The organism is Croceicoccus bisphenolivorans, from assembly GCF_001634625.1.
Lineage (GTDB): Bacteria > Pseudomonadota > Alphaproteobacteria > Sphingomonadales > Sphingomonadaceae > Croceicoccus > Croceicoccus bisphenolivorans.
This window is the reverse complement of the sequence record NZ_LRSE01000008.1, coordinates 83,138-104,809: the sequence shown is the minus strand read 5'-3', so window position 1 is coordinate 104,809 and position 21,672 is coordinate 83,138. Positions and strand designations below refer to the sequence as shown.

The 21,672-nt window shown below is 64.3% G+C and carries 24 protein-coding genes; 7 read left to right on the top strand and 17 right to left on the bottom strand.

Annotated elements, in window-relative coordinates; all coding sequences use genetic code 11:
• Window positions 1–34 precede the first annotated feature (34 nt).
• The 5 genes from A7A77_RS10580 to exbB are packed head-to-tail and all read right to left on the bottom strand — an operon-like array spanning window position 35 to window position 5,087.
• Entirely contained in the window at window positions 35–718 is a 684-nt protein-coding gene (locus A7A77_RS10580) for a Fe2+-dependent dioxygenase (protein ID WP_066557439.1), read from the bottom strand.
• A 57-nt stretch (window positions 719–775) separates the two neighbouring features.
• Entirely contained in the window at window positions 776–3,082 is a 2,307-nt protein-coding gene (locus A7A77_RS10575; RefSeq protein ID WP_066557435.1) for a TonB-dependent receptor, read from the bottom strand.
• A gap of 51 nt (window positions 3,083–3,133) precedes the next feature.
• Window positions 3,134–3,886, bottom strand: coding sequence for an energy transducer TonB (locus A7A77_RS10570; RefSeq protein WP_066557432.1), 753 nt, complete (start codon window positions 3,884–3,886; stop codon window positions 3,134–3,136).
• Window positions 3,883–4,311, bottom strand: coding sequence for a TonB system transport protein ExbD (exbD, locus tag A7A77_RS10565; protein WP_066557430.1), 429 nt, complete (start codon window positions 4,309–4,311; stop codon window positions 3,883–3,885). The genes A7A77_RS10570 and exbD overlap by 4 nt, the downstream gene beginning before the upstream one ends.
• Before the next feature lie 5 nt (window positions 4,312–4,316).
• Entirely contained in the window at window positions 4,317–5,087 is a 771-nt protein-coding gene (gene exbB, locus A7A77_RS10560; RefSeq protein WP_156500523.1) for a tonB-system energizer ExbB, read from the bottom strand.
• Between the two features lie 177 nt (window positions 5,088–5,264).
• Here exbB and A7A77_RS10555 point away from each other — a divergent pair, with 177 nt between their 5' ends.
• The gene (locus tag A7A77_RS10555) at window positions 5,265–5,579 is read left to right on the top strand and encodes a hypothetical protein (protein WP_066557427.1); all 315 of its coding nucleotides are present in this window, start codon (window positions 5,265–5,267) and stop codon (window positions 5,577–5,579) included.
• On the opposite strand, the gene A7A77_RS10550 is transcribed toward A7A77_RS10555, so the two are convergent.
• Genes A7A77_RS10550 through mutS form a run of 3 tightly spaced genes read right to left on the bottom strand, consistent with a single transcriptional unit; the run spans window position 5,576 to window position 8,952 of the window.
• Window positions 5,576–5,836: a hypothetical protein gene (locus A7A77_RS10550; RefSeq protein WP_066557425.1), complete on the bottom strand. Its 261-nt coding sequence runs from the start codon at window positions 5,834–5,836 to the stop codon at window positions 5,576–5,578. The genes A7A77_RS10555 and A7A77_RS10550 overlap by 4 nt on opposite strands.
• Window positions 5,837–5,845: 9 nt before the next feature.
• Entirely contained in the window at window positions 5,846–6,247 is a 402-nt protein-coding gene (locus A7A77_RS10545; protein WP_066557416.1) for a YidH family protein, read from the bottom strand.
• A 59-nt stretch (window positions 6,248–6,306) separates the two neighbouring features.
• Window positions 6,307–8,952 carry a DNA mismatch repair protein MutS gene (gene mutS, locus A7A77_RS10540; RefSeq protein WP_245638451.1) on the bottom strand — a complete coding sequence of 882 codons (2,646 nt, stop codon included), beginning with the start codon at window positions 8,950–8,952 and terminating at the stop codon, window positions 6,307–6,309.
• 160 nt (window positions 8,953–9,112) lie between these two features.
• Between mutS and A7A77_RS10535 the strand changes: the two genes are divergently transcribed.
• On the top strand, window positions 9,113–11,383 hold the full coding sequence (locus A7A77_RS10535; RefSeq protein WP_066557414.1) for an NADP-dependent malic enzyme: 2,271 nt from the start codon (window positions 9,113–9,115) through the stop codon (window positions 11,381–11,383).
• A gap of 237 nt (window positions 11,384–11,620) precedes the next feature.
• On the opposite strand, the gene A7A77_RS10530 is transcribed toward A7A77_RS10535, so the two are convergent.
• The 4 genes from A7A77_RS10530 to A7A77_RS10515 form a co-directional block, all read right to left on the bottom strand.
• Window positions 11,621–12,148 carry a hypothetical protein gene (locus tag A7A77_RS10530; RefSeq protein WP_156500522.1) on the bottom strand — a complete coding sequence of 176 codons (528 nt, stop codon included), beginning with the start codon at window positions 12,146–12,148 and terminating at the stop codon, window positions 11,621–11,623.
• Between the two features lie 85 nt (window positions 12,149–12,233).
• Window positions 12,234–12,533: a hypothetical protein gene (locus A7A77_RS10525; protein WP_066557409.1), complete on the bottom strand. Its 300-nt coding sequence runs from the start codon at window positions 12,531–12,533 to the stop codon at window positions 12,234–12,236.
• A gap of 56 nt (window positions 12,534–12,589) precedes the next feature.
• Window positions 12,590–12,997, bottom strand: a complete 408-nt coding sequence (locus tag A7A77_RS10520) for a hypothetical protein (protein ID WP_066557407.1) — start codon at window positions 12,995–12,997, stop codon at window positions 12,590–12,592.
• 69 nt (window positions 12,998–13,066) lie between these two features.
• Complete coding sequence (locus A7A77_RS10515) at window positions 13,067–13,801, bottom strand: NAD-dependent deacylase (protein WP_082836054.1); 735 nt, start codon at window positions 13,799–13,801, stop codon at window positions 13,067–13,069.
• 43 nt (window positions 13,802–13,844) lie between these two features.
• Between A7A77_RS10515 and dapB the strand changes: the two genes are divergently transcribed.
• Genes dapB through A7A77_RS17875 form a run of 3 tightly spaced genes read left to right on the top strand, consistent with a single transcriptional unit; the run spans window position 13,845 to window position 15,430 of the window.
• Entirely contained in the window at window positions 13,845–14,576 is a 732-nt protein-coding gene (gene dapB / locus A7A77_RS10510) for a 4-hydroxy-tetrahydrodipicolinate reductase (RefSeq protein ID WP_066557402.1), read from the top strand.
• Window positions 14,577–14,615: 39 nt separating this feature from the next.
• Entirely contained in the window at window positions 14,616–15,269 is a 654-nt protein-coding gene (gene nth / locus A7A77_RS10505; RefSeq protein ID WP_066557400.1) for an endonuclease III, read from the top strand.
• Complete coding sequence (locus tag A7A77_RS17875; RefSeq protein WP_172799887.1) at window positions 15,266–15,430, top strand: hypothetical protein; 165 nt, start codon at window positions 15,266–15,268, stop codon at window positions 15,428–15,430. The genes nth and A7A77_RS17875 overlap by 4 nt, the downstream gene beginning before the upstream one ends.
• 139 nt (window positions 15,431–15,569) lie before the next feature.
• Here A7A77_RS17875 and A7A77_RS10500 read toward each other — a convergent pair whose 3' ends face one another.
• From A7A77_RS10500 to A7A77_RS10485, 5 genes are all read right to left on the bottom strand, one after another.
• Window positions 15,570–16,808: a dicarboxylate/amino acid:cation symporter gene (locus A7A77_RS10500; RefSeq protein WP_066557396.1), complete on the bottom strand. Its 1,239-nt coding sequence runs from the start codon at window positions 16,806–16,808 to the stop codon at window positions 15,570–15,572.
• 62 nt (window positions 16,809–16,870) lie between these two features.
• Window positions 16,871–17,998, bottom strand: a complete 1,128-nt coding sequence (gene dapE / locus A7A77_RS10495; RefSeq protein WP_066557392.1) for a succinyl-diaminopimelate desuccinylase — start codon at window positions 17,996–17,998, stop codon at window positions 16,871–16,873.
• Window positions 17,999–18,069: 71 nt separating this feature from the next.
• Entirely contained in the window at window positions 18,070–18,207 is a 138-nt protein-coding gene (locus A7A77_RS17870; protein WP_156500520.1) for a hypothetical protein, read from the bottom strand.
• Window positions 18,208–18,255: 48 nt separating this feature from the next.
• Window positions 18,256–19,404: a M14 family metallopeptidase gene (locus tag A7A77_RS10490; RefSeq protein WP_066557390.1), complete on the bottom strand. Its 1,149-nt coding sequence runs from the start codon at window positions 19,402–19,404 to the stop codon at window positions 18,256–18,258.
• A 15-nt stretch (window positions 19,405–19,419) separates the two neighbouring features.
• A complete protein-coding gene (locus A7A77_RS10485) occupies window positions 19,420–20,025 on the bottom strand; it encodes a DUF4136 domain-containing protein (protein ID WP_066557646.1) in 606 nt (201 codons plus the stop codon).
• 194 nt (window positions 20,026–20,219) lie between these two features.
• Here A7A77_RS10485 and galE point away from each other — a divergent pair, with 194 nt between their 5' ends.
• Window positions 20,220–21,224, top strand: a complete 1,005-nt coding sequence (galE, locus tag A7A77_RS10480; protein WP_066557388.1) for a UDP-glucose 4-epimerase GalE — start codon at window positions 20,220–20,222, stop codon at window positions 21,222–21,224.
• Window positions 21,225–21,382: 158 nt separating this feature from the next.
• A complete protein-coding gene (gene ykgO / locus A7A77_RS10475; RefSeq protein ID WP_004210176.1) occupies window positions 21,383–21,508 on the top strand; it encodes a type B 50S ribosomal protein L36 in 126 nt (41 codons plus the stop codon).
• The last annotated feature ends 164 nt before the right edge of the window (window positions 21,509–21,672 follow it).

The window sequence follows — 21,672 nt, the reverse complement described above, 5'->3', positions numbered from 1 at the left end:
GGCCTGATCCGGCGGGAACGGACGCGTTGCAGCATTACGGTTTGGCCCAGCGGCGCACGAGGTTGTGGTAGACGTGGACCAGCCGGTCGATATCCGGATCGTCCGCCGCGCGGGTCGGGGAAAGGGCGCGGATCGACTGGTCGAGATCGTAGAGCAGCGCGCGTGCTTCCCCGCTGGCGATGGCGCTTTGCATCCACGTGATCGCGCAGATGCGCTGCCCGCGCGTGACGGGCGTGACCTGGTGCAGGCTGCCGGACGGGTAGAGCACCATGTCACCCGCGTTAAGCTTTACCGCCTGCGCACCGAAGCTTTCCTCGATCAGCAGTTCACCGCCGTCGTAGCTGTCCGGATCGGACAGGAAGATCGTGGCGGACAAGTCCGACCGGATCGTCAGGTTCGCATCGGGCAGGCGCATCAGCGCAGCATCGGAATGCGTGCCGTAATGCCCGCCGTCCTGATAGAGGTTGAAGACCGGCGGCCAGATCGTTTCGGCAAGCGAGGCCGAGACGAATTCGGGATGGTTGCCCAGCTTGGCCAGTATCCGGTTGCCCAGTTCCCGCGCCACGGGATCGGTATGCGGCAATTGCAGGTTCTGCTTCACCGCGACAGAGCGGCTGCCCGCCGTGTCGGCCCCGTCGACCCATTGCCCTGCGGCCAGCCGCTCGCGGAATGCAGCGACTTCCGACGAATCCAGCAGGTTTTCGATCACGATCAGCATGGCGGGCTTCCGTTTAAATGAACGGGGCGGCGCGCGAACGCCGCCCCGGTTTGGCGATCAAAACTTGCCGGTCAGCGTCAGCGTCGCGCGGCGTTCGTCACCCTTGTAGAGGAAAGCGCCGCTGCGATAGGCGGCGGTGTAGTAATCCTCGTCGGTTACGTTCGTCACGTTGATGCGGGCCGAATAGTTCGGGCTGATCTTGTAGCTGACAAAGACATCGCCCGTCACGTAGCTGGGCACGCGATAGCTGTAGCGCCCGGCTTCCGTGTTGAACGAAGCCGCCGTGTCGGGCTGGCCTGCGAACATTTCGCTCTTGTAGGTGACCGTTCCGCCAAAGGCCAAGGCTTCGGTCGCCTGATAACGGATCTGCCCTGTCGCCTGCGTGTCGGCGAAGTTGGCCAGCGTCAGTCCCACGTTCGCCGGATCGTAGCTTTCCAGCACCTCGGCATCCATCACCGTCAGCGCGATCTGGCCCGAAAGGCGGTCGGTGACGTTGCCGACAAGGCCAAGCTCGATACCGCGAACGCGGTGTTTGCCGGTGTTGATGTTGCCTTCCTGGTCATAGCCGGAACTGCCGCTGGCGATTTCGTAGACGTCGTCCTTGGTCACGTGGAATGCGGCGGCCGTCAGCAGCAGGCGGCTGTCGAACAGGTCCCACTTGGCGCCGATTTCATAGCTAGTGGTGCTTTCGGGACGGCCGCTATTGAGGTCCGTATCGTCGGTAATGCACAGGCCACCATAGCCGCAATTTGCGCCCAGATCAGATTCGCCGCCATTGATGTTCTTCGCAGTGCCCCAGTTGGCATACAGCATCAGGTTTTCCAGCGGCTTTACGGAAACGCCGGCATGGCCGTTCCACAGCTCGTCGGAGTAGGTGTAGTTCGTGACGCTAGCATCGCGCCCTGTGACAATGTTCGAATAATCGAACGCATCGAGGCGAACGCCGCCGTTGACCGAAAGCCACGGGGCGAGGTCGATCGTGTCCATCGCGTAGAACGACAGGGTTTCGACGTGCCAGCGGCTGTCGGCATCGCCGCGCACGATGTCGCGGTCGAGGAAGCCGGAGATATCGTCCACGATGATCGCGCCGCTATCGTCGGTAATGCAATAGCCTGGGCCGCGACGACCCTCGCAATTGCTCTCGCCGTTGATGGTGTAGCCGTACGTGCCGTTAACGACTTTCTGGTCCGAGTATTCGCTGCCCACGATCACGTTGTGGCGCAGCGAGCCGGTGGCGAATTCGCCCATCACGTTGAACTGGTTGGCGAAGTATTCGACTTCCTGCCACCCCTGATGGGTCGACAGCCCGATTTCCACACCATCTTCGCCGCCGCGCGCGCCGGTCGTGACGTATCCGTTGGACGTTTCGCCGTAGCGGGTGAGGTTGACGATCCTGAAGCCTTCGAACGGCTCAATGAAAATCCGCCCGGTAAAGGTGTCGACATCGGAATCGAGGAAATCCTCGTTCTGCGTGAAGGACGGGATGTCATCCAGCGGCTGCCCGTATCCGTCCGCCGTGCTGGGCGTGACGTATGAGCCGAGGTCGGGTTTGTCGTTCGCGGTCAGGTGGTAATAGTCGAGCAATACACGAACGCTGTCAGAGATATGTGCCGTGCCGGAAATCGCCGCGCCCCAGCGTTCGCGATCTGCCGGATCGCGGCCGGGAATGTCCTGCTGCGCGTAGAGCAGATTGGCGCGCACGGCGACCGCATCCGACAGGCGCCAGTTGGAATCGAGCGTGGCGCGGTAGTAGTCGTCTGTTCCGATGCCGAGGTCGACACGGTTGAAGTTGTAGTCGGTGCTGGCCTGCTTGGTGATCGAATTCACCGCGCCGCCGGTTGCCCCCCGCCCCGCAAAGGTCGCGCTCGGCCCCTTGGTGATCTCGATCTGGTCGACCGCGAAGCTTTCGCGCGTGGTCATGCCGGGATCGCGCAGGCCATCGACGAAGACGTCGCTGCGCGCTTCCTCACCACGGATGATGTAGCGGTCGCCGAATGCGTTGCCGTTCTCGCCCGTGCCGATCGTGACGCCCGGCTGCATGGCGACGATGTTCTTCAGATCGGTCGTCCCCGCTTCCTCGATCTGCGTTTCGGTCAGCACGGTGATCGTTGCGGGCGTTTCGGCCAGCGGTTTGGTGCGGCGCACGTCGCCCGATATGCGAGCCTTATACGGCGCGCCTTCCACGGTGTAAGGGTTGGAATCGGCGGTGTGGTCCTTGATTTCCAGCGTATCGAGCTGAACTTCCTCTTCCTCGGCATCCTGCGCGAAGGCGGGCTGGGCCAGCAGCACGGCGGATACACCGGCAGCAAGGGTCGCGCGCTGTCTAAGGGAGACGGGACGGCGAATATTGGTAGTGCGACGCATTAGCGAATAACTCCTCTGGTATGGCTTTTTTGTCGTTGATTGGTGCGCCGGCTACTTCGAGCTCAGCGCGTAATCGATGGGGAGCGCGATGGTCAGGCTTTCGCGCTGCATCTCGCGCGGGATCGGCGGCAGGGGGGAGACGCGCTGCATCAGATCGAGCGTTGCCCGATCGAGCAGGGTGTGCCCACTACTCTGCTTGATCGAACTGGCTGTCACGTTGCCGCTGCGGTCAATCGTGAAACGCACGGTCACCACACCTTGCTGTCGTGCTTGCTTCGCCTCGGAAGGATAGCGCTTCTTGCGCTGCAGGTGGGCCATCAGCAGGCTGTAGTAATCGGCGGCCTTCTTCTTGGCGCGCGGGTCCATGCCCGGTGCCTCGCCGGAACCTTGAACTTCGCGTGCTACGGCGGCTGCAGGTGGCGGCGGCGTGGCGGCGGCGATACGCGGTTGCGGCTGGGGCGTCGCGGGAACTCTGAGCGGCGTCGGAATGCGAACCGGGTCCGTCGGCAGTGGCGCCGATGTTTCAGGGATGTCGACTTCCGGCGGAACGTAGTCGGGCAGCCGTTCTGCCACGGCCTGGACAGGTTGCACTTGTTGGGTGGCTGTGACCGTCGGACTCGTCGCCATCTCGGCAGGACCGGGCGGCGGGAGTTCAACAACCATAACCGGATCTTCGGCGATTGCTGCCGTCTTGCCCGTCATGGCGACGATGGCCGCGATCGCACCGCCATGGAGAACGAGCGCGCCGACGGCGGCGACGGTCCATGCGCGCTTGTCTTCAGGAAATGCGTGAAGTCCCGTCACGACGCAGTGCCGCCTTCCGCACCCATCAGGGCAACGCGCAGGTATCCGGCGGAGCGGAGCGCGTTCATGGCATCCATGATCCGCTCGTACGGCACGGCCTTGTCCGCGCGCAGGAATACCCGTTGTTCAATGTCTCCGCCCGATACGCCCGCAATTTCCGCGCCGAGGTTGGCCAGTTCGACCGGCCGATCGTTGACAGTCAACCGACCGCTTTCCTCGATGGTGAGGTAGACCGGTTCGTCGGGCCGCTGCGAAGGATCGGCATTGGCTACGGGCAGTTCGACCTTCACGTCCACCGTAGCGAGCGGTGCGGCGACCATGAAGATGATCAGCAGCACGAGCATGACGTCGATAAAGGGCGTGACGTTGATATCGTGGTTGAGCGGGAGTTCTTCGGCATCGGAGCCGGACAGGCGGAAGGCCATGGCGATCAGCCCGCCGTGCCGCGCGAAAGGTCGCGGCTGACGATCTGCATGACGACCGCGCTGGAATCCGCTATCCGCGCACGGTTGGCGGCAACCATGCGAGAGAAGTGGTTGTAGATCATCACGGCAGGGATGGCGGCGATCAGCCCCATGGCCGTCGCCAACAGCGCCTCGGCAATGCCGGGGGCGACGACAGCAAGGTTGGTCGTCTGTTTTTCGGCAATGCCGACAAAGGCGTTCATGATGCCCCAGACGGTTCCGAACAGGCCGACGAAGGGTGCGGTCGCGCCAATCGTGGCGAGGATATTGATGCCGCGCGTCATGCGGCGGGCGCAGTGCGCTTCATGCCGTTCGAGGCGGGAGAGTACGCGTTCTTTCACCCCGTCGCGATCGCCCAGCGCATCGGCGGAAAGCGCGATTTCCTCACGCGCGGCGATGACGAGCGGGTTGGTCGACAGGTTGGTATCGCCATCGGCATCGCCGATCCCGCGCAGTCCGCTCAGTGCGGCCAGCCGCGTGCTCTCACGCCTGCCCAGCGCTGACAGTTCCCGGTGCTTGGCGACAAAGACCGTCCACGTCACAATTGAGGCGAAAATCAGGCCTAGCATGACCAACTTCACCACCCAGTCCGCCTGCATGAACATGTCCGCGACCGACAACCTGTCGGGCATCGTCTGGGCAGCAGCATGGGCTGTTCCCGAAAACGTGGCCAGAGCAGCCAACGTCAGCAACCCGCGCGGCTTGATCGTCGCAATAGCGATATGGATGGCGGACATGCATGCTCCCTGTTGGCGGCACTGGATGGTGCCCGGGAGCCTCGGTATTGAATATGCGAATGACTCGCAACAGCAAAATTGTATTATTTTGCCGCACGGCTCGCACAATGCATCTCGCCACCGGGAACCGCGCCTTGACCCACCCGTAATCAAGGCAAACAGCAAAAGGAATTTGCCGTGGCCACCAAAGAGACGCTCGCGCCCGAAACTTTCAACGACGAACAGCATGACGAGGCTGCGCAAGCCCAGACCATCGCCGACGAGGCGATCGGCAGGGCGACCAGCAACTTTGGTCTTGAGGATAGCGAGAAGGCACCTGGATCGATCACATCACAGGACGATGCGGAGGATCTTGTCGATCACATGAAGCAGATGGAAAAGGGCGGCATCGACATGTCGGCCTATCGCGGAGAGCCGAACATGGACGACAACACGTCCAAATACGGCAAGGCCAACGTGATGAAGGGCGAGCCGTCCAATTCGGACAGCTAACCGCCCTTTGCCGCGATGACGAGGTCGAGGAGGTTGCGCGCCGCTTCCTGCTCGCCCTTGTCCTTGAAGGTCACGTCGATGTCGGGCGCGGCGTCATTCATCGCCAGCAGCGACCAGATGGCGAACCGCTTAGCCTCATCACGCTCCAGCCCCAGGTCGACGCGCATCTTTTCGATCCCGGCTTCGCGGACGGCGGGCGTGATGGCGTCCATGTCTGTCGTGCCGAAATAGCGGAGGAGGAGATCGTCGAACTGCATCGCGCGGTGTTAGCCGCCGGGGAGGGCGGAGGGAAGCTCCGCATTGTGCATCAGCCAGATCGAGACTGCTAGGATCAGGGTACCCGCCGCGACAGCCCATGCCACGTAACGCAAGTGCGGCGCATCGGGGGCGTCCACTGTATGCGCCTTCATACGTGCCACCGCTCGGCATGCCCTGCGCTCTGCCGTGATGGCGAGAAACGCGGCAAGCAGGATGAAGATCGTCGCGATCACGCGGGCAAGCCACGGTGGATCCAGTTCGCCAAACAGCGCCTCGAACGCCAGCCCGATGCCTATGGCTGCGAAAGAGGTGCGCATCCAACCGGCAAATGTCCGCTCGACCGTCATGATCGTGCGATCTTCGGCCAGTTCGGTGCGGTCGAATTTTTCTTGTGCTGATTGTTGAGACATCTTGTCGGAACAACAGGCGGGCGGGCGGCTGGTTCCGCAAAGGCCGGACTGCCCCTCGTTCAGTCGGCGCCCTGTCCTGCCTCTCGCTTCAACTCGTAGAGCTTTTCCAGCGCCTCTCGCGGGGAAAGCGCATCGACGTCGAGATCGCGCAGCGCTTCGCGAAGCGCTTCGCGAAGCGTGTCGCATTGCTCCTCCTCTGCCTCTGCCGCGGCGGCGAACAGGGGTAGGTCGCCAAGCCCAGCGCCCAGTCCGCCGGTTTCGGCGCGGCCTTTCTCCAGCTTGTCGAGGATCGTCTTCGCCCGCTTGATAACAGGGCCGGGAAGCCCTGCGAGGCGCGCCACGGCCAGCCCGTAACTGCGATCGGCCGGCCCCTCCGCCAGTTCGTGGAGGAGGACGAGTTCCCCCTTCCATTCGCGCGCGCGGGCATGGTGCAGCGACAGCGCGTCGCATGTTTCGGCAAGGCGCGAAAGCTCGTGGTAGTGCGTCGCGAACAGGCAGCGGCAGCGCACGGTTTCGTGCACCGATTCGGCAACTGCCCATGCGAGTGCCAGCCCGTCGTAAGTGCTGGTCCCGCGGCCCACCTCGTCAAGGATGACGAAACTGCGGTCGCTTGCCTGCGAAAGGATGGCGGCGGTTTCCACCATCTCCACCATGAAGGTCGAGCGACCGCGCGCAAGGTTGTCCGATGCGCCGACACGGCTGAACAGGCGGTCGACGATGCCGATGCGGGCGGACTGTGCGGGTACGAAGCCGCCGGCTTGCGCCAGCAGGACGATAAGCGCGTTCTGGCGCAGGAAGGTCGACTTGCCGCCCATGTTGGGGCCGCCGATCAGCCATAGCCGGTCCTGTTGCGCCAAGGTGCAGTCGTTGGCGACGAAGCGCTCGCCGCCCGCCGCCAGCGCCTGCTCGACCACGGGATGTCGCCCGCCGATCACGGCAAGGGTGGTATCTTCGCGTATCTCGGGCAGCACCCAGCCGCCCTCTGCTGCACGTTCGGCCTGTCCTGCGGTTACGTCGATGCGGGCCAGCGCCTGTGCCGTGGCGGCGATAGCTTCCCTGGCTGCGATGGCATGTCCGACCAGTTCCTCGAAGTGCGCTTCCTCTGCGGCGAGCGATCGTCCGCCGGCTTCCGCAATGCGGCTTGCCTCTTCGTGCAGGGCAAGCGCGTTGAAGCGCACCGCGTCCTTCATCGTCTGCCGATGGGTGAACCCGCTGTCCGCCTCCATCAGCTTGTCGGCATGGCGGGCGGGCACTTCGATGAAATAGCCCAGCACGCCGTTGTGCTTGATCTTCAGCGTGGCGATGCCGGTCTCGTCGCGGTACTTCGCTTCCAGCGCGGCGACAGCGCGCCGTCCGTTTTTCGCAATCGTGCGCAACTCGTCCAGCGCCGCGTCGTACCCTTCCGCGATGTATCCGCCGGAGCCGCGTTCCGTCGGCGGCGCGGGGACAAGGGAGCGGGTCAGCAACTCGACCAGAGCGCCATGCCCGGCAAGCAGCGGCAGAAGGCGTTGGCACAGGGCGGGCAGACCCTCGATACGTTGCAGCGTTTCGTGCAACATCCGCGCTTCGCCCAACCCGTCGCGCAATTGGCCCAGATCGCGCGGAGAGCCGCGCCCGGCAACGATCCGCCCCAGCGCACGGCCGACATCGGGCAGGGCGCGCAAGGCACGGCGCAGGTCTTCGCGAAGCAGGGCATCGTCATACAGCCACCCGACCGCTTCCAGCCGTTCCCGGATCGCCCCTGCATCTGCCAGCGGGGCGGACAGGTCTTCTGCCAGCATCCGAGCGCCCGCGCCGGTCAGGCAGCGGTCGATGCAATCGATCAGGCTGCCCTTGCGCGTGCCGCTGGCCGACAGCGTGACTTCAAGGCTGCTGCGCGTCGCCTCGTCCATGGCAAGGTGCCCGCCGGCTTCGCGTATCCGGGGCGGCAGGATCAGCGGCAAGTCGCCGCGCCCGACATGTTCGAGATAGGCGATCAGCCCGCCGGCAGCGGCAAGGTGCGCCCGTCCGAAATCACCAAAGGCGTCCAGCGTAGCGACGCCGTGGATCGCCTTCAGCTTCGCCTCGCCCTCGTCACTGGCAAAGGCCGTGCGCGGGCGTTCGATGCTGCCTTCGGGCAGGGTGCCCATGTCTTCGGGCCAGCTTTCCGGCACGACCACTTCGGCAGGGCCGATGCGCGACAAGGCCGCGGCGATCCCTTCGGGGGCCACGCATTCGAGTGCCATCTCGCCGGTCGAGATGTCGATCGCGGCAATCCCCACCTCGTCCCGCAAGGGAGCGAGCGCCGCCAGCACGTTGGCGCGCCGCGATTCGAGCAGGGTATCCTCTGTCAGCGTGCCCGCGGTCACGAAACGGACGATGTCGCGCCGCACCAGCGCTTTCGACGCGCGGCCTTCGCTCCGTGCGCGTTCCTTCGCCTCTGCCGGGGTTTCCACCTGTTCGGCGATGGCAACCCGGCATCCGGCGCGAATCAGGCGAGCGAGATAGCTGTCCGCCGAATGGACGGGCACGCCGCACATCGGAACCGGCTCCCCATCGTTTTCGCCCCGCGATGTCAGCGCGATATCCAGCACGCCTGCCGCCTTTTTTGCATCTTCGAAGAACAGTTCGAAGAAGTCGCCCATGCGATAGAACAGCAGGCAATCGCCCGCCTGTTCCTTCAGCGCGAAGTACTGCTGCATCATCGGGGTGGAGCCGCCAGCCATGGCGAGGGGGTTAGCCAGCACTGCCCGATTCGGCCAAGCGGCCGCACATCATTGTCCCCGATGCGCAAAGATCGGTCAGACGGGCCTATCCATTGTCCGAGATGACGCTATAGGCCCTGATAGCGGGATGATTTGACCAGATTGCGTATGGGAGGCCCATTTGGCAGATGAGGACAGCAAGTCCAAAGTGACGTTCACGGAGCGTGAGGCGCTCTTTTACCACGAGACTATCCGCCCCGGTAAGATCGAGATCATCGCATCCAAGCCGATGGCGACGCAGCGCGATCTCTCGCTTGCCTATTCGCCCGGCGTGGCTGCCCCGGTGGAGGCGATAGCCGCCGATCCCGCCAATGCAGCGAAGTACACCGCGCGTTCGAACCTCGTCGCCGTCATTTCGAACGGCACGGCCATCCTCGGTCTCGGCAATCTCGGTGCACTGGCGTCGAAGCCGGTGATGGAGGGCAAGTCGGTCCTCTTCAAGCGGTTCGCCGACGTCGATTCCATCGATATCGAGCTTGATACCGAAGATCCCGAAGCCTTCATCAACGCCGTTGCGCTGATGGAGCCGAGCTTCGGCGGCATCAATCTGGAAGACATTGCCGCCCCCGAATGCTTCATCATCGAGCAGGCGCTGCGCGACAAGATGAACATTCCGGTCATGCACGATGACCAGCACGGCACCGCGATCATCGCGGCGGCGGGTCTTATCAATGCATGCCACCTCACCGGCCGCAAGATGGAAGACATCCGGATGGTGGTGAACGGGGCCGGCGCATCGGCGCTGGCCTGCACCGCGCTGATCAAGGCGCTGGGCGTGCGGCACGAAAACGTGATCGTCTGCGACCGTTCCGGCCCGATCTATCCGGGCCGCGACAATGTGGACCAGTGGAAGAGCGCCCATGCGGTGCAGACCGATGCGCGCAGCCTTGAAGAGGCGCTGCACGGTGCCGACGTCTTCCTTGGCCTGTCAGCCGCAGGTGCGCTGAAGCCGGAGTGGGTGAAGGGCATGGCGGACCAGCCGATCATCTTCGCGATGGCCAACCCCACGCCGGAAATCACGCCTGACGATGCCCATGCCGTTCGCCCCGACGCGATCATCGCGACCGGCCGATCGGACTATCCGAACCAGGTCAACAACGTGCTTGGCTTCCCCTTCATCTTCCGCGGCGCGCTCGACGTTCAGGCGACGGCGATCAACGAGGAGATGAAAGTTGCCGCCGCACAGGCAATCGCCGCTTTGGCGCGCGAACGCGTGCCGGAGGAAGTGGCCGTGGCCTATGGTGTGAACCACCAGTTCGGGCGCGACTACATCATCCCCGCGCCGTTCGATCCGCGCCTGATGGAAGTCGTTTCGTCCGCTGTTGCCAAGGCGGCGATGGATTCGGGCGTTGCGAAGGCGCCGATTGCCGATCTGGAAGAGTACAAGCTGAAGCTGAAGGCGCGGCTGAACCCGACGACTTCGGCGCTGACCAGCGTTTACGAACGGGCGAAGGCCAATCCCAAGCGCGTCGTCTTTGCCGAAGCGGAAGAGGACGTCGTGCTGCGCGCCGCGATCCAGTTCCGCGATTTCGGTTATGGCGAGCCGATCCTTGTCGGCCGGACCGAGAAGGTGAAGCAGAAGCTGCGTGAACTGGCGGTAGAGGATATCGACAGCTTCGAGATCCAGAACTCTGCCGATTCCACATATGTCCCGGAAATGGTCGACTATCTGTACAAGCGTTTGCAGCGCCGCGGCCATACCGAACGTGACGTGCGCCGCATGGTCAACCAGGACCGCAACGTCTTTGCCTCGCTCCTGCTGGCGCTGGACAAGGGCGATGCGCTGATTTCGGGCCTGACCCGTCCGTTCGCGCAGACGATGAAGGAAATCAGCCTCGTCCTTCATCCCAAGCCGGATGAAGTGGCCTTCGGCGTTCACCTGATGGTGGGCAAGAACTACACCGTGTTCCTGGCCGACACGACCATCAACGAGCGTCCCGACGCGAAGATGCTGGCCCATATCGCTAAAGAAACGGCCAAGGTCGCACGGCGGCTGGGCCACGAACCGCGTGTTGCTTTCCTGTCCTATTCCACGTTCGGTAATCCGGCGGGACGCTGGCTGGAAAATCTGCGCGAAGCGGTTCAAATCCTTGACGAGGAAGGCGTGGATTTCGAGTACGAGGGCGAGATGGCGCCCGATGCCGCGCTGAACCCCACGGTGATGAAGCTCTATCCGTTCAGCCGCCTGTCGGCACCGGCCAACGTGCTGATCATGCCGGGGCTGCAGTCTGCGAACCTGTCGGCCAAGCTGCTGCGCGAACTGGCGGGGGCCAGCACGATCGGTCCGATGCTGATCGGCATGGAAAAGCCGGTGCAGATCGCTCCGATGACTTCCATTGCGCCTGACGTGCTGACACTGGCGGTGCTGGCCGCTGCCGAAGTCGTGGGCTGATCGAAAGCCACTTTCGGGTTACAAAGGTGACACCCTGTCACCCGTGACAAACCCCGCGCAAACCACGCGTTTGCGCGGGGTTTTGCGTGGGGGCGACGGGTTACACTTTACCCGCGCGCCGGCCCCTTCGATGAGGCGGGGCTGCGATATTCAACGATTGCGAAAGAGCGGCGCGCATATTGACCATGCGCCGCCGTGTAGGACAGAGGTTTCGGACAGCGTGTAACGCGGCAGGTCTTAACGCGACAGCCGTGTGATCGCGTGATCGATCTCCGTTCTGAAATCGCGCACCCGTTCGTTACGGATGTCGTCGATCTTCCAGCCGTCCTCGTACACCATGGTCAGCGTCACGTGCCGCACGTCGCCGCCGGGAAAGCGCATGCCTACCCGCAGTCGCGCTTTCTTATCCGTGCTGTCCTCCACCATGATCCTGACGGGAACGCGGAATTTCTCGTCCTTCGTGCACTGGCAAAGCCAGTCGTAATCGAAGACGCGGCTGCCTTCGCGCGCTTCCAGCCGGTTCAGCAACGCTTCGGTCCGCCGCGACAGGTGTTGCGGCCAGAGCGGGTTGTCCGGCTGTCCCTTGTGTCCGGGCCGCAGGATGCCTGACAGATCGAGGTAGAGCTTGTTCACGACCCGCCTCGCGCTGTCATCTGGCGTGGGTGCTTCGGTGACATCATAGCCGGCTTGCGCCGAAAGGCCGGACGGCAAAACCGCACATGCAGCAGCAATCCCCGTCACGATCCAGCGAACAGAACTCTGCATCATCATGCCCCCGTTTCGAACGAACGGACATTAGACCAGGCGAGCGGCAAGAGCGACTCCGTCCGCCCGCCTGGCGCATTTCGGGTCAGCTGTACCAGTAGGCGATGGCAAGCACCGGCCCTGCCAGCGCCACCACCATCAGCGCGACGTTCACGAAGTCGCGCGGGGTCACCCTTTCGAGATGGTCGGCTTTCAACTGGCGATAGCCGGGGGCGAGATCGTCGGCGCTGGCGATCATCGCCACATCCATTGCCGATAGTTTCTTCCTGAACAGCATGACCAGTTCGGCCCGCTCGCCTTCGGTCAGGCCTGCATACCGCGCGAGCAGTTCTTCCGCGCGCACGCGGTCGGGGCCCAAAGCATGGGCCTCCTTCATGTCTTTCATGGGGTTATCCTTGCTGAGAAACGCGAAAGGCCGGATCGGTTCCGGCCAGTGGTTGCTCAGGCGAAGGGCGGTGCGCGCAGGGGCGGGCGAACGTGTTCGGCAGGCCGCAGGGGCGATGCCGGCAACAGCAGGGTGGCAGGCTCCCCGTCGTCCAGCGGGACGAGGATGGAGACATGGCGCACCGGCCCGCGGCCTGTCCACTTGGGTAACGGAGCAAGGCGCGCCGACGATTCCGTCCGCGACGGAGCGACCACGCAATCCTGTTGCGAAATCGCCGGCTTCGCGTTGTCACGCGCATCGTTTGCGCTAAGCCGGGTGGAGGACAGCGACAATGCCAGCAGGGCGAACACCACCAGCACCCACAACGCCCGCGCCAGCGCGCGGACGGGGGTCTGCATCGGCACGGCAGGCGCTTCGCTGGAGAGCGCAGGCGTGTCGCAGTTGGTGGGTGCAGGGCGAATCACGCCGGAGCCTTTAATGCTGCAGCGCAGCAACCGCAACCCCGGCCCCGGCCTCAGCCCCGGCTCTTGCGATCAGCCCTCCAGCATCTCGTCCACCCATTGCGGCACGATGGTTCCGGCAGGGCCGAGCCGCGTCTCGTCGAACCAGTGGGAGCCCTGGCTGCGTTCAAGGTTCAGTTCCAGCGTCCGCGCGCCAAGGTCGTTGGCGTTCTGCACGAAGCCCGCCGCTGGATAGACCGCGCCCGACGTGCCGATGGAAACGAACAGGTCCGCATTGCGCAAGGCGGCGAAAATCTCGTCCATGCGGTACGGCATTTCGCCGAACCAGACGACGTCGGGCCGCAGCGCCTTTTCGCCGCATTGGGGGCAGCCGGGACGGTCGATCAGCGTGCCGGTCCACCGGCTACGTATGTCGCAGGCGGTGCACCACGCGTTGAGGTGTTCGCCATGCATGTGGAGCACGCGTTGTGCCCCCGCGCGTTCGTGCAGGTCGTCCACGTTCTGGGTAACGATGAGCAGTTCGCCGCCCGTTTTGGCATCCCACTCCCGGTCCAGCCTTGCCAGCGCATCGTGCGCGGCGTTGGGCTGCTTGGTCTGGATCGCTTCGCGCCGCATGTCGTAGAACCGCAGGACGAGCTCGGGATCGCGGACGAAGGCTTCGGGCGTGGCGACATCCTCCACGCGGTGCTGTTCCCACAGGCCGCCGCCATCGCGGAAAGTGTCGATCCCGCTCTCTGCGGAAACCCCCGCGCCGGTCAGGATCACGATGTTGCGGATTTCGTTGCGCCTGGCTGTCATGTCCCCCATGAAGCACGCCCTCAAGTCAGGGTAAAGGCACGGATAGACGGATATGGCACGGATCGGGATCGTCGGATCGGAAGGACGCATGGGACACGCGCTGGCAGCGGCGATCCGCGATGGCGGGCACGAAGTCGCTGGCGGCGTCGATCGCGGACACGGTGACGTGGCCGAGCTGGCGGCGAAAAGCGATGCTCTGGTCGATTTCTCCGCCCCCGCCGCGCTTCAGGCGACGCTGGATGCGGCCATTGCGGCGGGCATTCCGGTGCTGGTCGGCACGACGGGGCTGGAGCCGGAGAATCACGAGGCGATCGACCGCGCGGCGGCCGGTATCGCGGTGCTGCAGACCGGCAATACCTCGCTCGGCGTCACCATGCTGGCGCATCTGGTGCGCGAAGCGGCTTCGCGGCTGGGCGACGACTGGGATATCGAGGTGGTGGAGATGCACCACCGCATGAAGGTCGACGCGCCATCGGGCACGGCGCTGCTGCTGGGCGAAGCGGCGGCGGAAGGGCGGGGCATCGAGCTTGCCGCCCATTCCGAACGCGGGCGCGACGGCATCACCGGCAGTCGCGCCGACGGGGCAATCGGCTTTGCATCGTTGCGCGGCGGTACGGTTGCGGGCGAGCACACCGTCTATTTCGCGGGGCCGGAGGAACGGCTGGCGCTGACGCATCTGGCCGAAAACCGAGCGATCTTCGCGCGCGGCGCGGTAAAGGGGCTGGGCTGGCTGATCGGCAAGCCCGCCGGGCGCTACACGATGCCGCAAGTCTTGGGTCTTTGATCCATCAGGCGATGACCCCAAGGCAATGACCCCAAGGCGATGACCAAGGACCAGATCTTCGAATTCTTTCGCCTGCTGGCGGAGGACAATCCCGATCCGCAGACCGAGCTGGAATATGGCAATGCCTACCAGCTTGTCGTCGCGGTGGCCTTGTCGGCGCAGGCGACCGACGTTGGCGTGAACAAGGCGACCCGCGCGCTGTTCGCCAAGGTGCAGACGCCGCAGCAGATGCTCGATCTGGGCGAGGAGGGGCTGCGCGAGCACATCAAGACCATCGGCCTGTTCAATTCCAAGGCGAAGAACGTCATCGCGCTTAGCCAGTTGCTGGTCGACGAATATGGCGGTGAAGTGCCGGACAGCCGCGAGGAACTGGTCAAGCTGCCCGGTGTGGGGCGCAAGACGGCGAACGTGGTGCTGAACTGCTGGTTCGGGCAGGAGACTTTCGCGGTCGACACCCACATCTTCCGCGTCGGCAACCGTACCGGTCTGGCCAAGGGCAAGACGCCCGAACAGGTCGAGGCGAAGCTGGAAAAACGCGTGCCCGCCCCGTTCCGGCTGGGCGCGCATCACTGGCTGATCCTGCACGGACGCTATGTGTGCAAGGCAAGGACGCCGGAGTGCTGGCGCTGTCCGGTGGTGGATTTGTGCGGGTTCAGGAAGAAGGTGCTGGAGAAGCCGAAGGGGCGGGTGTGAAGAAGTTGAGCCCTGCCGCGAGTACACTGGTTCTCGGTGGGGTCTTGGCCTTGGCCTTGTGGCTGCTCGGTGAAACCACAGCGGCTATCGCCATCTTGGTCGCTGAAGCGATCGGTTGGGCAGTGTTGTATGCCTTCGCCGCTGACGAGAAAGAAGATTGAGCATCAAATAAGGTAGCGTGAGCAACTCGGGGCGCGCAGCGACACCCGCAAGGCCGAACGGCCGCCCGAGCTTATGCGAGGAAGCCAAGCGGGCCGGATGGCCCGCGCCCGGCGTTTGAGGGGCTAAAACAAAAACCCCTCAAACATCATCCGCGCTGACCAGCTCCCCGCGATCCAGTTCGCCCGTCAGCGCCGCCACCGTCGTCGCGGTGGTCGCGTCGCTGGTCACGTTCGTCACGGTGCGCATCATGTCCATGATCCGGTCCACGCCCGCCACGAAGGCGATGGTTTCAAGCGGCACGCCGACGCCGGTGAAGACCAGCGTCATCATGATGAGGCCGGTGCCCGGAATCCCCGCCGCGCCGACGGAGCCGAGGGTCGCCGTCACCGCCACCAGCAGGTAGTCGGTCATGTCCAGCGGCACACCGAAGATCTGCGCGCCGAACACGGTGGCAAGGCCGAGGTACATGGCGGTGCCGTCCATGTTGATGGTCGCGCCCAGTGATGCCGTGAAGCTGGCGACGGAGGGGCTGACGCCGACATTGCGTTCAAGGCAGCGCAGCGTGACCGGGAGTGTCGCGCTGGACGATGCGGTGGAGTAGGCGACCGCCTGTGCATCGATCATCCCGCGAAAGAATGCACCCACCGGCACTTTGGCAACGAACTTCAGGATGCCGACATAGACCACCCCGATCAGGATGAAGCAGCCCCCGTAATTGAGCGCGACCAGCTTCGCCAGCGACACCAGCGCATCGACCCCGAACGTGCCCGCGACCCACGCCATCAGCGCGAAGACGCCGAAGGGGGTAAGCTCCATGACGAGGATCGTGACTTTCTGCATCACGACCGATCCTGCGTCGAACACGCGCACCAATGGCGTGCCTTCTTCCTTCGCCATCAGGATGCCGATGCCGATCAGCAGCGCAAAGACGATCAGTGGCAGGACATTGGCATCGGCCATGACCTGCACCGGACTGGTCGGCACGATGGACAGGATCATTTCCCGCCACCCTTCGGTCTTCGGTTCGGGCACGGCGCCCATCTCGATCCGGCTCTGGTCCAGCCCCACGCCGGGCGCGAAGATCGTGCCAAGGCCCAGGCCCAGCCACACCGCGAACTGGCTGGTGACAAGGAAGATCAGCAATGCGCGGCCACCCACCGCGCCCAACTTGCGCAAGTCGCCGATGGCGGTGACGCCCGATACCAGGCTGAAGAAGATGAGCGGCACGACCAGCATCTTGATCGACGCGATGAAGAAATCGCCGATCCACTTGATGCTCTCCGCCTTCGGCCCCCAGAACAGGCCGAGCGCGACGCCCAGCAAAAGCGCGCCGACGACGCGCTGCCAAAGGGGGATGGCGAACCAGAAACGGAGCATTCAGCGACCCTTATGCGGTTGGGAACAGGGCTTTGTGCCTGCCCCGCACCGCCTGCGCAAGGTCAGCCGGCGAGAGCAGCCTCTGCCACGCGCTTGTAGATGCGGGCCAGCGTGTCGAGATCGTCCACCGCCACCGCCTCGTCCCGCTTGTGCATCGTGGCGTTGTTCAGGCCGAATTCGATCACCGGACACAGGTTTTTCAGGAAGCGCGCGTCGGACGTGCCGCCGCTGGTCGACAGTTCGGGTTCCACGCCGGTTTCGGCGCGGATCGCGTCGGCCAGCATGGTGGAGAAAGCGCCCGGCTCCGTCAGGAACGGTTCGCCGCTGATCACGGGCCGCGCCCAACCGCCGTGCTTTTCGGCGATCTGCGTGACCATGTCGGACAGGCTGGCCCCGCTATGCAGGTCGTTGAAGCGGATGGAGATGCGCGCCTCTGCCTTCGTGGGGATCACATTGTGCGCCGGATTGCCGATGACCATCTCGGTAATTTCAAGGTTGGAGGGCTGGAACCAGTCGGTCCCTTCGTCCAGCACCAGCGCGTCCAGCTCTGCCAGCATCCGCACCAGCTTTGGCGCGGGATTGTCGGCCAGATGCGGGTAGGCGACGTGCCCCTGCGTACCGTTGACGCCAAGGAAGATGTTCACCGAACCGCGCCGGCCGATCTTCATCATGTCGCCCAGCCGGTGAACGCTGGTCGGTTCGCCGACAAGGCACAAGTCCGGCTTCACGCCGCGCGTGGCCATGTGTTCCATGATGGCGACAGTGCCGTGGCGGGCGGGGCCTTCCTCGTCGCCGGTGATGATGAAGCTGATCGTGCCGGCATCGGCGGGGATTTCGGCCACGGCGGCCACCATGCTGGCGATCGAACCCTTCATGTCGACCGCGCCGCGCCCGTAGAGCAGGTCGCCGCGGATTTCCGGTTCGAACGCATCGCTGCTCCACCCTTCGCCCGGCGGCACGACATCAAGGTGGCCGGCGAACGCGAAGTGGCCCTTATCGGCAGGCCCCTTGCGCACCGCGAGCAGGTTTTCGACCGGCCCGTCGGGGGCATCGCCGTCAACGGTGCGCAGAACATCGAACCCCAGCGGGGCGAGCATATCCTCCAGGGCGTCGAACACACTGCCGGTGGCAGGGGTCACGCTGTGGCAGGCGATCAGGCGTTTCGCGAGGGCGAGGGGCGTATCAGGCATCCGCGCGCGTTAGCCGACGATGCGCCTGCTTGCAAAACCGGAAATGTCGGGTGGGGTTGGCTAGGACGGTCTTAGAAAGGAAGTCCGGGGCCGGCCATGATAACGGCCAGCGCCGAACCCGTGACGATCGCGAAGCGTGCGACGTTCATCACCGTCTCACCACGGTTGTGGAGCGGATAGGCGACTGCGCGGGCGATCTTCTGGGCCATTGGGAAATAATGGACCCGAAATCCTACCAAATCCTTAACGCACGGACGTCAGGCGCGCGGATCGGCTCCGCCAAGCCACTTGTCGATGGATGCAAGGCACGCGCGGCCCAGCGCCTTCGACCGCTGCGGGCTCCACGCCGCGCGCTGATCGGGGGCGTCGTCATGGTCCTTGAACGGCATTTCCAGCGTCATTGCCACGCAGCCGAAGCGGTGCGCGACCTGATTGGTGGACATCGTCAGGTTGCCCTTGCCCGGCGCGGCGGTGGGGTAGCCCATCTTCGTCTGGAAATCGGGCGTTTCGGCCAGCAGCAGGGCGAGGAAGCGGTCGTATCCGCCCGTCTGCGTCTTCGTCACACCGGGTATCCCTTCGAACCCCGCCATGAAGACCTGCGGGATCGCCTCGTCGCCGTGGACGTCCATCGCGAAATCGACGCCGCTGGCATCCATCGCGTTGCGGATCGCCAGTACTTCGGGTGAATTGAGGACGCAGGGGTCGTTCCACTCGCGGTTGAGGTTCACGCCCTTCGCATTGGTGCGAAGATGCCCGCGAAGCGATCCGTCTGGGTTGCAGTTGGGGACAACGTGCAACGTCGCCTTTTCGCGCAGCGCCTGCGCCACGGGATCGGCGGCATCGGCCAGCATGTCCAGCGCGCCTTCCATCCACCATTCGGCCATCGATTCACCGGGATGCTGGCGGGCATAGAGCCAGACCTGTTTCTCCCCCGTGCCGGTGATCAGGCAGTCGATCGGCTGGCCGTCCACGCTTTGCCCCAGCACGCGGTGACGGACATGCGGTGCCAGCGCCGCGCGGCTGACCACGTCGTGATGCCGTTCCATCGAATAGGGCGCGAAATAGGCGAACCACGCGATGTCGCCGGCGGGCTGGTGCCGCATGGTCAGCGTGCCTTCGCCTTCCTGCGCATCCCAGTCGGTATCGGCGCGCAGCCAGTCCGCGCGGTCTTCCGAAACGCAGGCGCGATAGCCGGGCCAGCCGCCGGGATAGGCGCTTTTGTTAAGGCCCGTGATCTTCAGCGTCAGCATGCGCCCGCCCGCGCCCGAAACGCGGAAATGAAACCACTGGAAGAAATCGCTGTCCTTGTCCTTGCGGATGGTCAGGCGCGCTTCGGCCCCCTTGACGGTCGAAACCTCGATGTTGCCGCTGTCGAAGGCGGCGTCGATGACGATCTTCGGTTCCATGCCGGCGCCCGCTCCCTACTTCACTTCGTACGTTTCGCCGGACACACCGGGAAAATCGACGAACATCGCTTCGGCAAGGCGCGGCGCGGCAAGCTGCGTTTCGGCCAGCGGAGAGCTTGCCTTCACCGTAAAGGTCGCGCGTCCTTCCCACAGCGGTTCGCCGGTCAGCCGCTGGCGGATGACGACGGCCAGTTCGGTGGCCACCTGTTCCGGCGGCGTGCCGGACAAGTCGATGCCGACGCCGACGCCAACGCCCGATCCATAGCTGCCGGTCGACCCGCCGACACCCACGCTGACGGGGCTGCCGTCGCGCATCGGCTGGAACGATCCGCGGCGCAGGCGCACTTCGGCGACCTGGCTGCCTTCGCCGGCCTTCGCCTCGGTATATCCCTGCTTCACCAGCTCGCGCGCAACGGCGGCGCGGTAGCTGGCCAGTTCCAGCGAATCGGCATCGATCCCCGGTGCCGCTTCCACCGCGATGGAGCCGCGGCCCAGCAGCGCCATCTTTTCCGGTGCGTGAAACCGCGAAACCTCGACCGGGCCGGTCGGTGCCGCACAAGCGCCAAGCGCCAGCGACAGGGTGAGAGCCATTGCTGCGATCAGTGGCGCTCTTGCGTTCATGTTGTCTCCCTCGCCGAAGGTCCGGCGCATAACGATGGTGAAAGCTGGGCGATCAGGGGCGTCAAATCAAGTCATTGCGCTGCCGGATATGTGTGGATCAAGCGGGGGAAGGGTGGCGTATGCCCCTTACCGCGCAGGCCCGATCGGGCTAGGCAGGAGGCAAGATACTAGAGGCACGGGGAAATTCTGGTCCAATGACGATACCGGTTCTGGTTACGGGCGGTGCAGGATACATCGGCAGCCACGCAGTTCTGGCGCTGGTGGACAAGGGCTGGCCGGTGGCCGTGATCGACAACCTGTCGACCGGCTTCGAATGGGCGATCCCCGACGGCGTGACGCTCTATCGCGGCGACATTGCCGATACGGAACTGCTGGCGCGCATCTTTGCCGAGCAGGGGACGCAGGCGATCCTGCACTTCGCCGGTTCGATCATCGTGCCCGAATCGGTGGAAAATCCGCTCAAGTATTACGAGAACAACACGGCCAAGAGCCGCACCCTGATGGAAGCGGCGGTGAATGCGGGGGTGAAGCATTTCATCTTCTCCTCCACCGCCACCGTCTATGGCGAGCCGGAGCTGAAGCCGCTGACCGAGGATGATCCGCTGGTGCCGGTGAACCCCTATGGCATGAGCAAACTGATGACCGAGCGCATTCTTGCCGATGTCAGCCGCGCACACCCGATGAACCATTGCGTCTTGCGCTATTTCAACGTCGCGGGCGCCGATCCGCGGGCGCGTTCGGGCCAGTCGACGGCGGGGGCGACGCACCTGATCAAGGTCGCGGTGGAGGCGGCGCTGGGCAAGCGCAACCACGTGGCCGTCTTCGGCAGCGACTATCCCACGCCCGACGGTACGGGCGTGCGCGACTATATCCACGTATCCGATCTGGCCGATGCCCACGTCCACGCGCTGGAGGCGCTGATGGAACAGCCCGAACGCAGCCTGACGATGAACGTCGGCTATGGCCGCGGCTATTCTGTGCTGGAAGTGCTGGACGCTGTCGACAAGGTCGTCGGCCAGCCGGTCCCCCGCCGGGCAGAGCCGCGCCGCGCGGGCGATGTGCCCAGTCTCGTTTCCGACAACAGCCGGATCAGGGCGACGACGCAGTGGCAGCCCCGCCATGCCGACCTTGAAGAAATCATCGGCCATGCGCTGGCCTGGGAAAAGAAGCTGACGGGGATTCGCGCCGGAGAAAGTTGAACCGAGGGACAAGGTGCGGAAAGGGGCCTGATCTCGCGGGTGAATCGCTTGACTTCACAGGCGGCTCCCCCTAACGGCCCAGCCTTGAATTTGAAGGGATGCGCGCCATCTGGTGATCGCGGCCCCCAAACCACGATCTGCGCAACGGAACAAGAAACATGAAGATTCGCAACAGCCTCAAGTCGCTCAAGGGCCGCCACCGCGACAACCGCGTGATCCGCCGTCGCGGCCGCACGTACGTCATCAACAAGACGAATCGCCGCTTCAAAGCCCGCCAGGGCTGAGATTGCACCGCCTTCCGCTTCGGGGCGGGCTGCGAACGGCCACATCTCTGCGCTTCCGGTGCTCACGACCATAAGGTCGCTGCGCGCCGGTTCTCGGATGCAGCCATTCTCGCTCCACCCCAAAGCGGAATCCGGCACAATCTGTTGCGACTATTTGTGATTTG

What these genes read in the sequence shown, in the direction of transcription:
- A7A77_RS10580 (WP_066557439.1), bottom strand. Translation starts at nt 718, where the DNA reads ATGCTGATCGTGATCGAAAACCTGCTGGATTCGTCGGAAGTCGCTGCA.
- A7A77_RS10575 (WP_066557435.1), bottom strand. Translation starts at nt 3,082, where the DNA reads ATGCGTCGCACTACCAATATTCGCCGTCCCGTCTCCCTTAGACAGCGC.
- exbD (WP_066557430.1), bottom strand. Translation starts at nt 4,311, where the DNA reads ATGGCCTTCCGCCTGTCCGGCTCCGATGCCGAAGAACTCCCGCTCAAC.
- exbB (WP_156500523.1), bottom strand. Translation starts at nt 5,087, where the DNA reads ATGTCCGCCATCCATATCGCTATTGCGACGATCAAGCCGCGCGGGTTG.
- A7A77_RS10550 (WP_066557425.1), bottom strand. Translation starts at nt 5,836, where the DNA reads ATGCAGTTCGACGATCTCCTCCTCCGCTATTTCGGCACGACAGACATG.
- A7A77_RS10545 (WP_066557416.1), bottom strand. Translation starts at nt 6,247, where the DNA reads ATGTCTCAACAATCAGCACAAGAAAAATTCGACCGCACCGAACTGGCC.
- mutS (WP_245638451.1), bottom strand. Translation starts at nt 8,952, where the DNA reads ATGGCTGGCGGCTCCACCCCGATGATGCAGCAGTACTTCGCGCTGAAG.
- A7A77_RS10530 (WP_156500522.1), bottom strand. Translation starts at nt 12,148, where the DNA reads ATGCAGAGTTCTGTTCGCTGGATCGTGACGGGGATTGCTGCTGCATGT.
- A7A77_RS10525 (WP_066557409.1), bottom strand. Translation starts at nt 12,533, where the DNA reads ATGAAAGACATGAAGGAGGCCCATGCTTTGGGCCCCGACCGCGTGCGC.
- A7A77_RS10515 (WP_082836054.1), bottom strand. Translation starts at nt 13,801, where the DNA reads ATGGGGGACATGACAGCCAGGCGCAACGAAATCCGCAACATCGTGATC.
- dapB (WP_066557402.1), top strand. Translation starts at nt 13,845, where the DNA reads ATGGCACGGATCGGGATCGTCGGATCGGAAGGACGCATGGGACACGCG.
- nth (WP_066557400.1), top strand. Translation starts at nt 14,616, where the DNA reads ATGACCAAGGACCAGATCTTCGAATTCTTTCGCCTGCTGGCGGAGGAC.
- A7A77_RS10500 (WP_066557396.1), bottom strand. Translation starts at nt 16,808, where the DNA reads ATGCTCCGTTTCTGGTTCGCCATCCCCCTTTGGCAGCGCGTCGTCGGC.
- dapE (WP_066557392.1), bottom strand. Translation starts at nt 17,998, where the DNA reads ATGCCTGATACGCCCCTCGCCCTCGCGAAACGCCTGATCGCCTGCCAC.
- A7A77_RS17870 (WP_156500520.1), bottom strand. Translation starts at nt 18,207, where the DNA reads ATGGCCCAGAAGATCGCCCGCGCAGTCGCCTATCCGCTCCACAACCGT.
- A7A77_RS10490 (WP_066557390.1), bottom strand. Translation starts at nt 19,404, where the DNA reads ATGGAACCGAAGATCGTCATCGACGCCGCCTTCGACAGCGGCAACATC.
- A7A77_RS10485 (WP_066557646.1), bottom strand. Translation starts at nt 20,025, where the DNA reads ATGAACGCAAGAGCGCCACTGATCGCAGCAATGGCTCTCACCCTGTCG.
- galE (WP_066557388.1), top strand. Translation starts at nt 20,220, where the DNA reads ATGACGATACCGGTTCTGGTTACGGGCGGTGCAGGATACATCGGCAGC.
- ykgO (WP_004210176.1), top strand. Translation starts at nt 21,383, where the DNA reads ATGAAGATTCGCAACAGCCTCAAGTCGCTCAAGGGCCGCCACCGCGAC.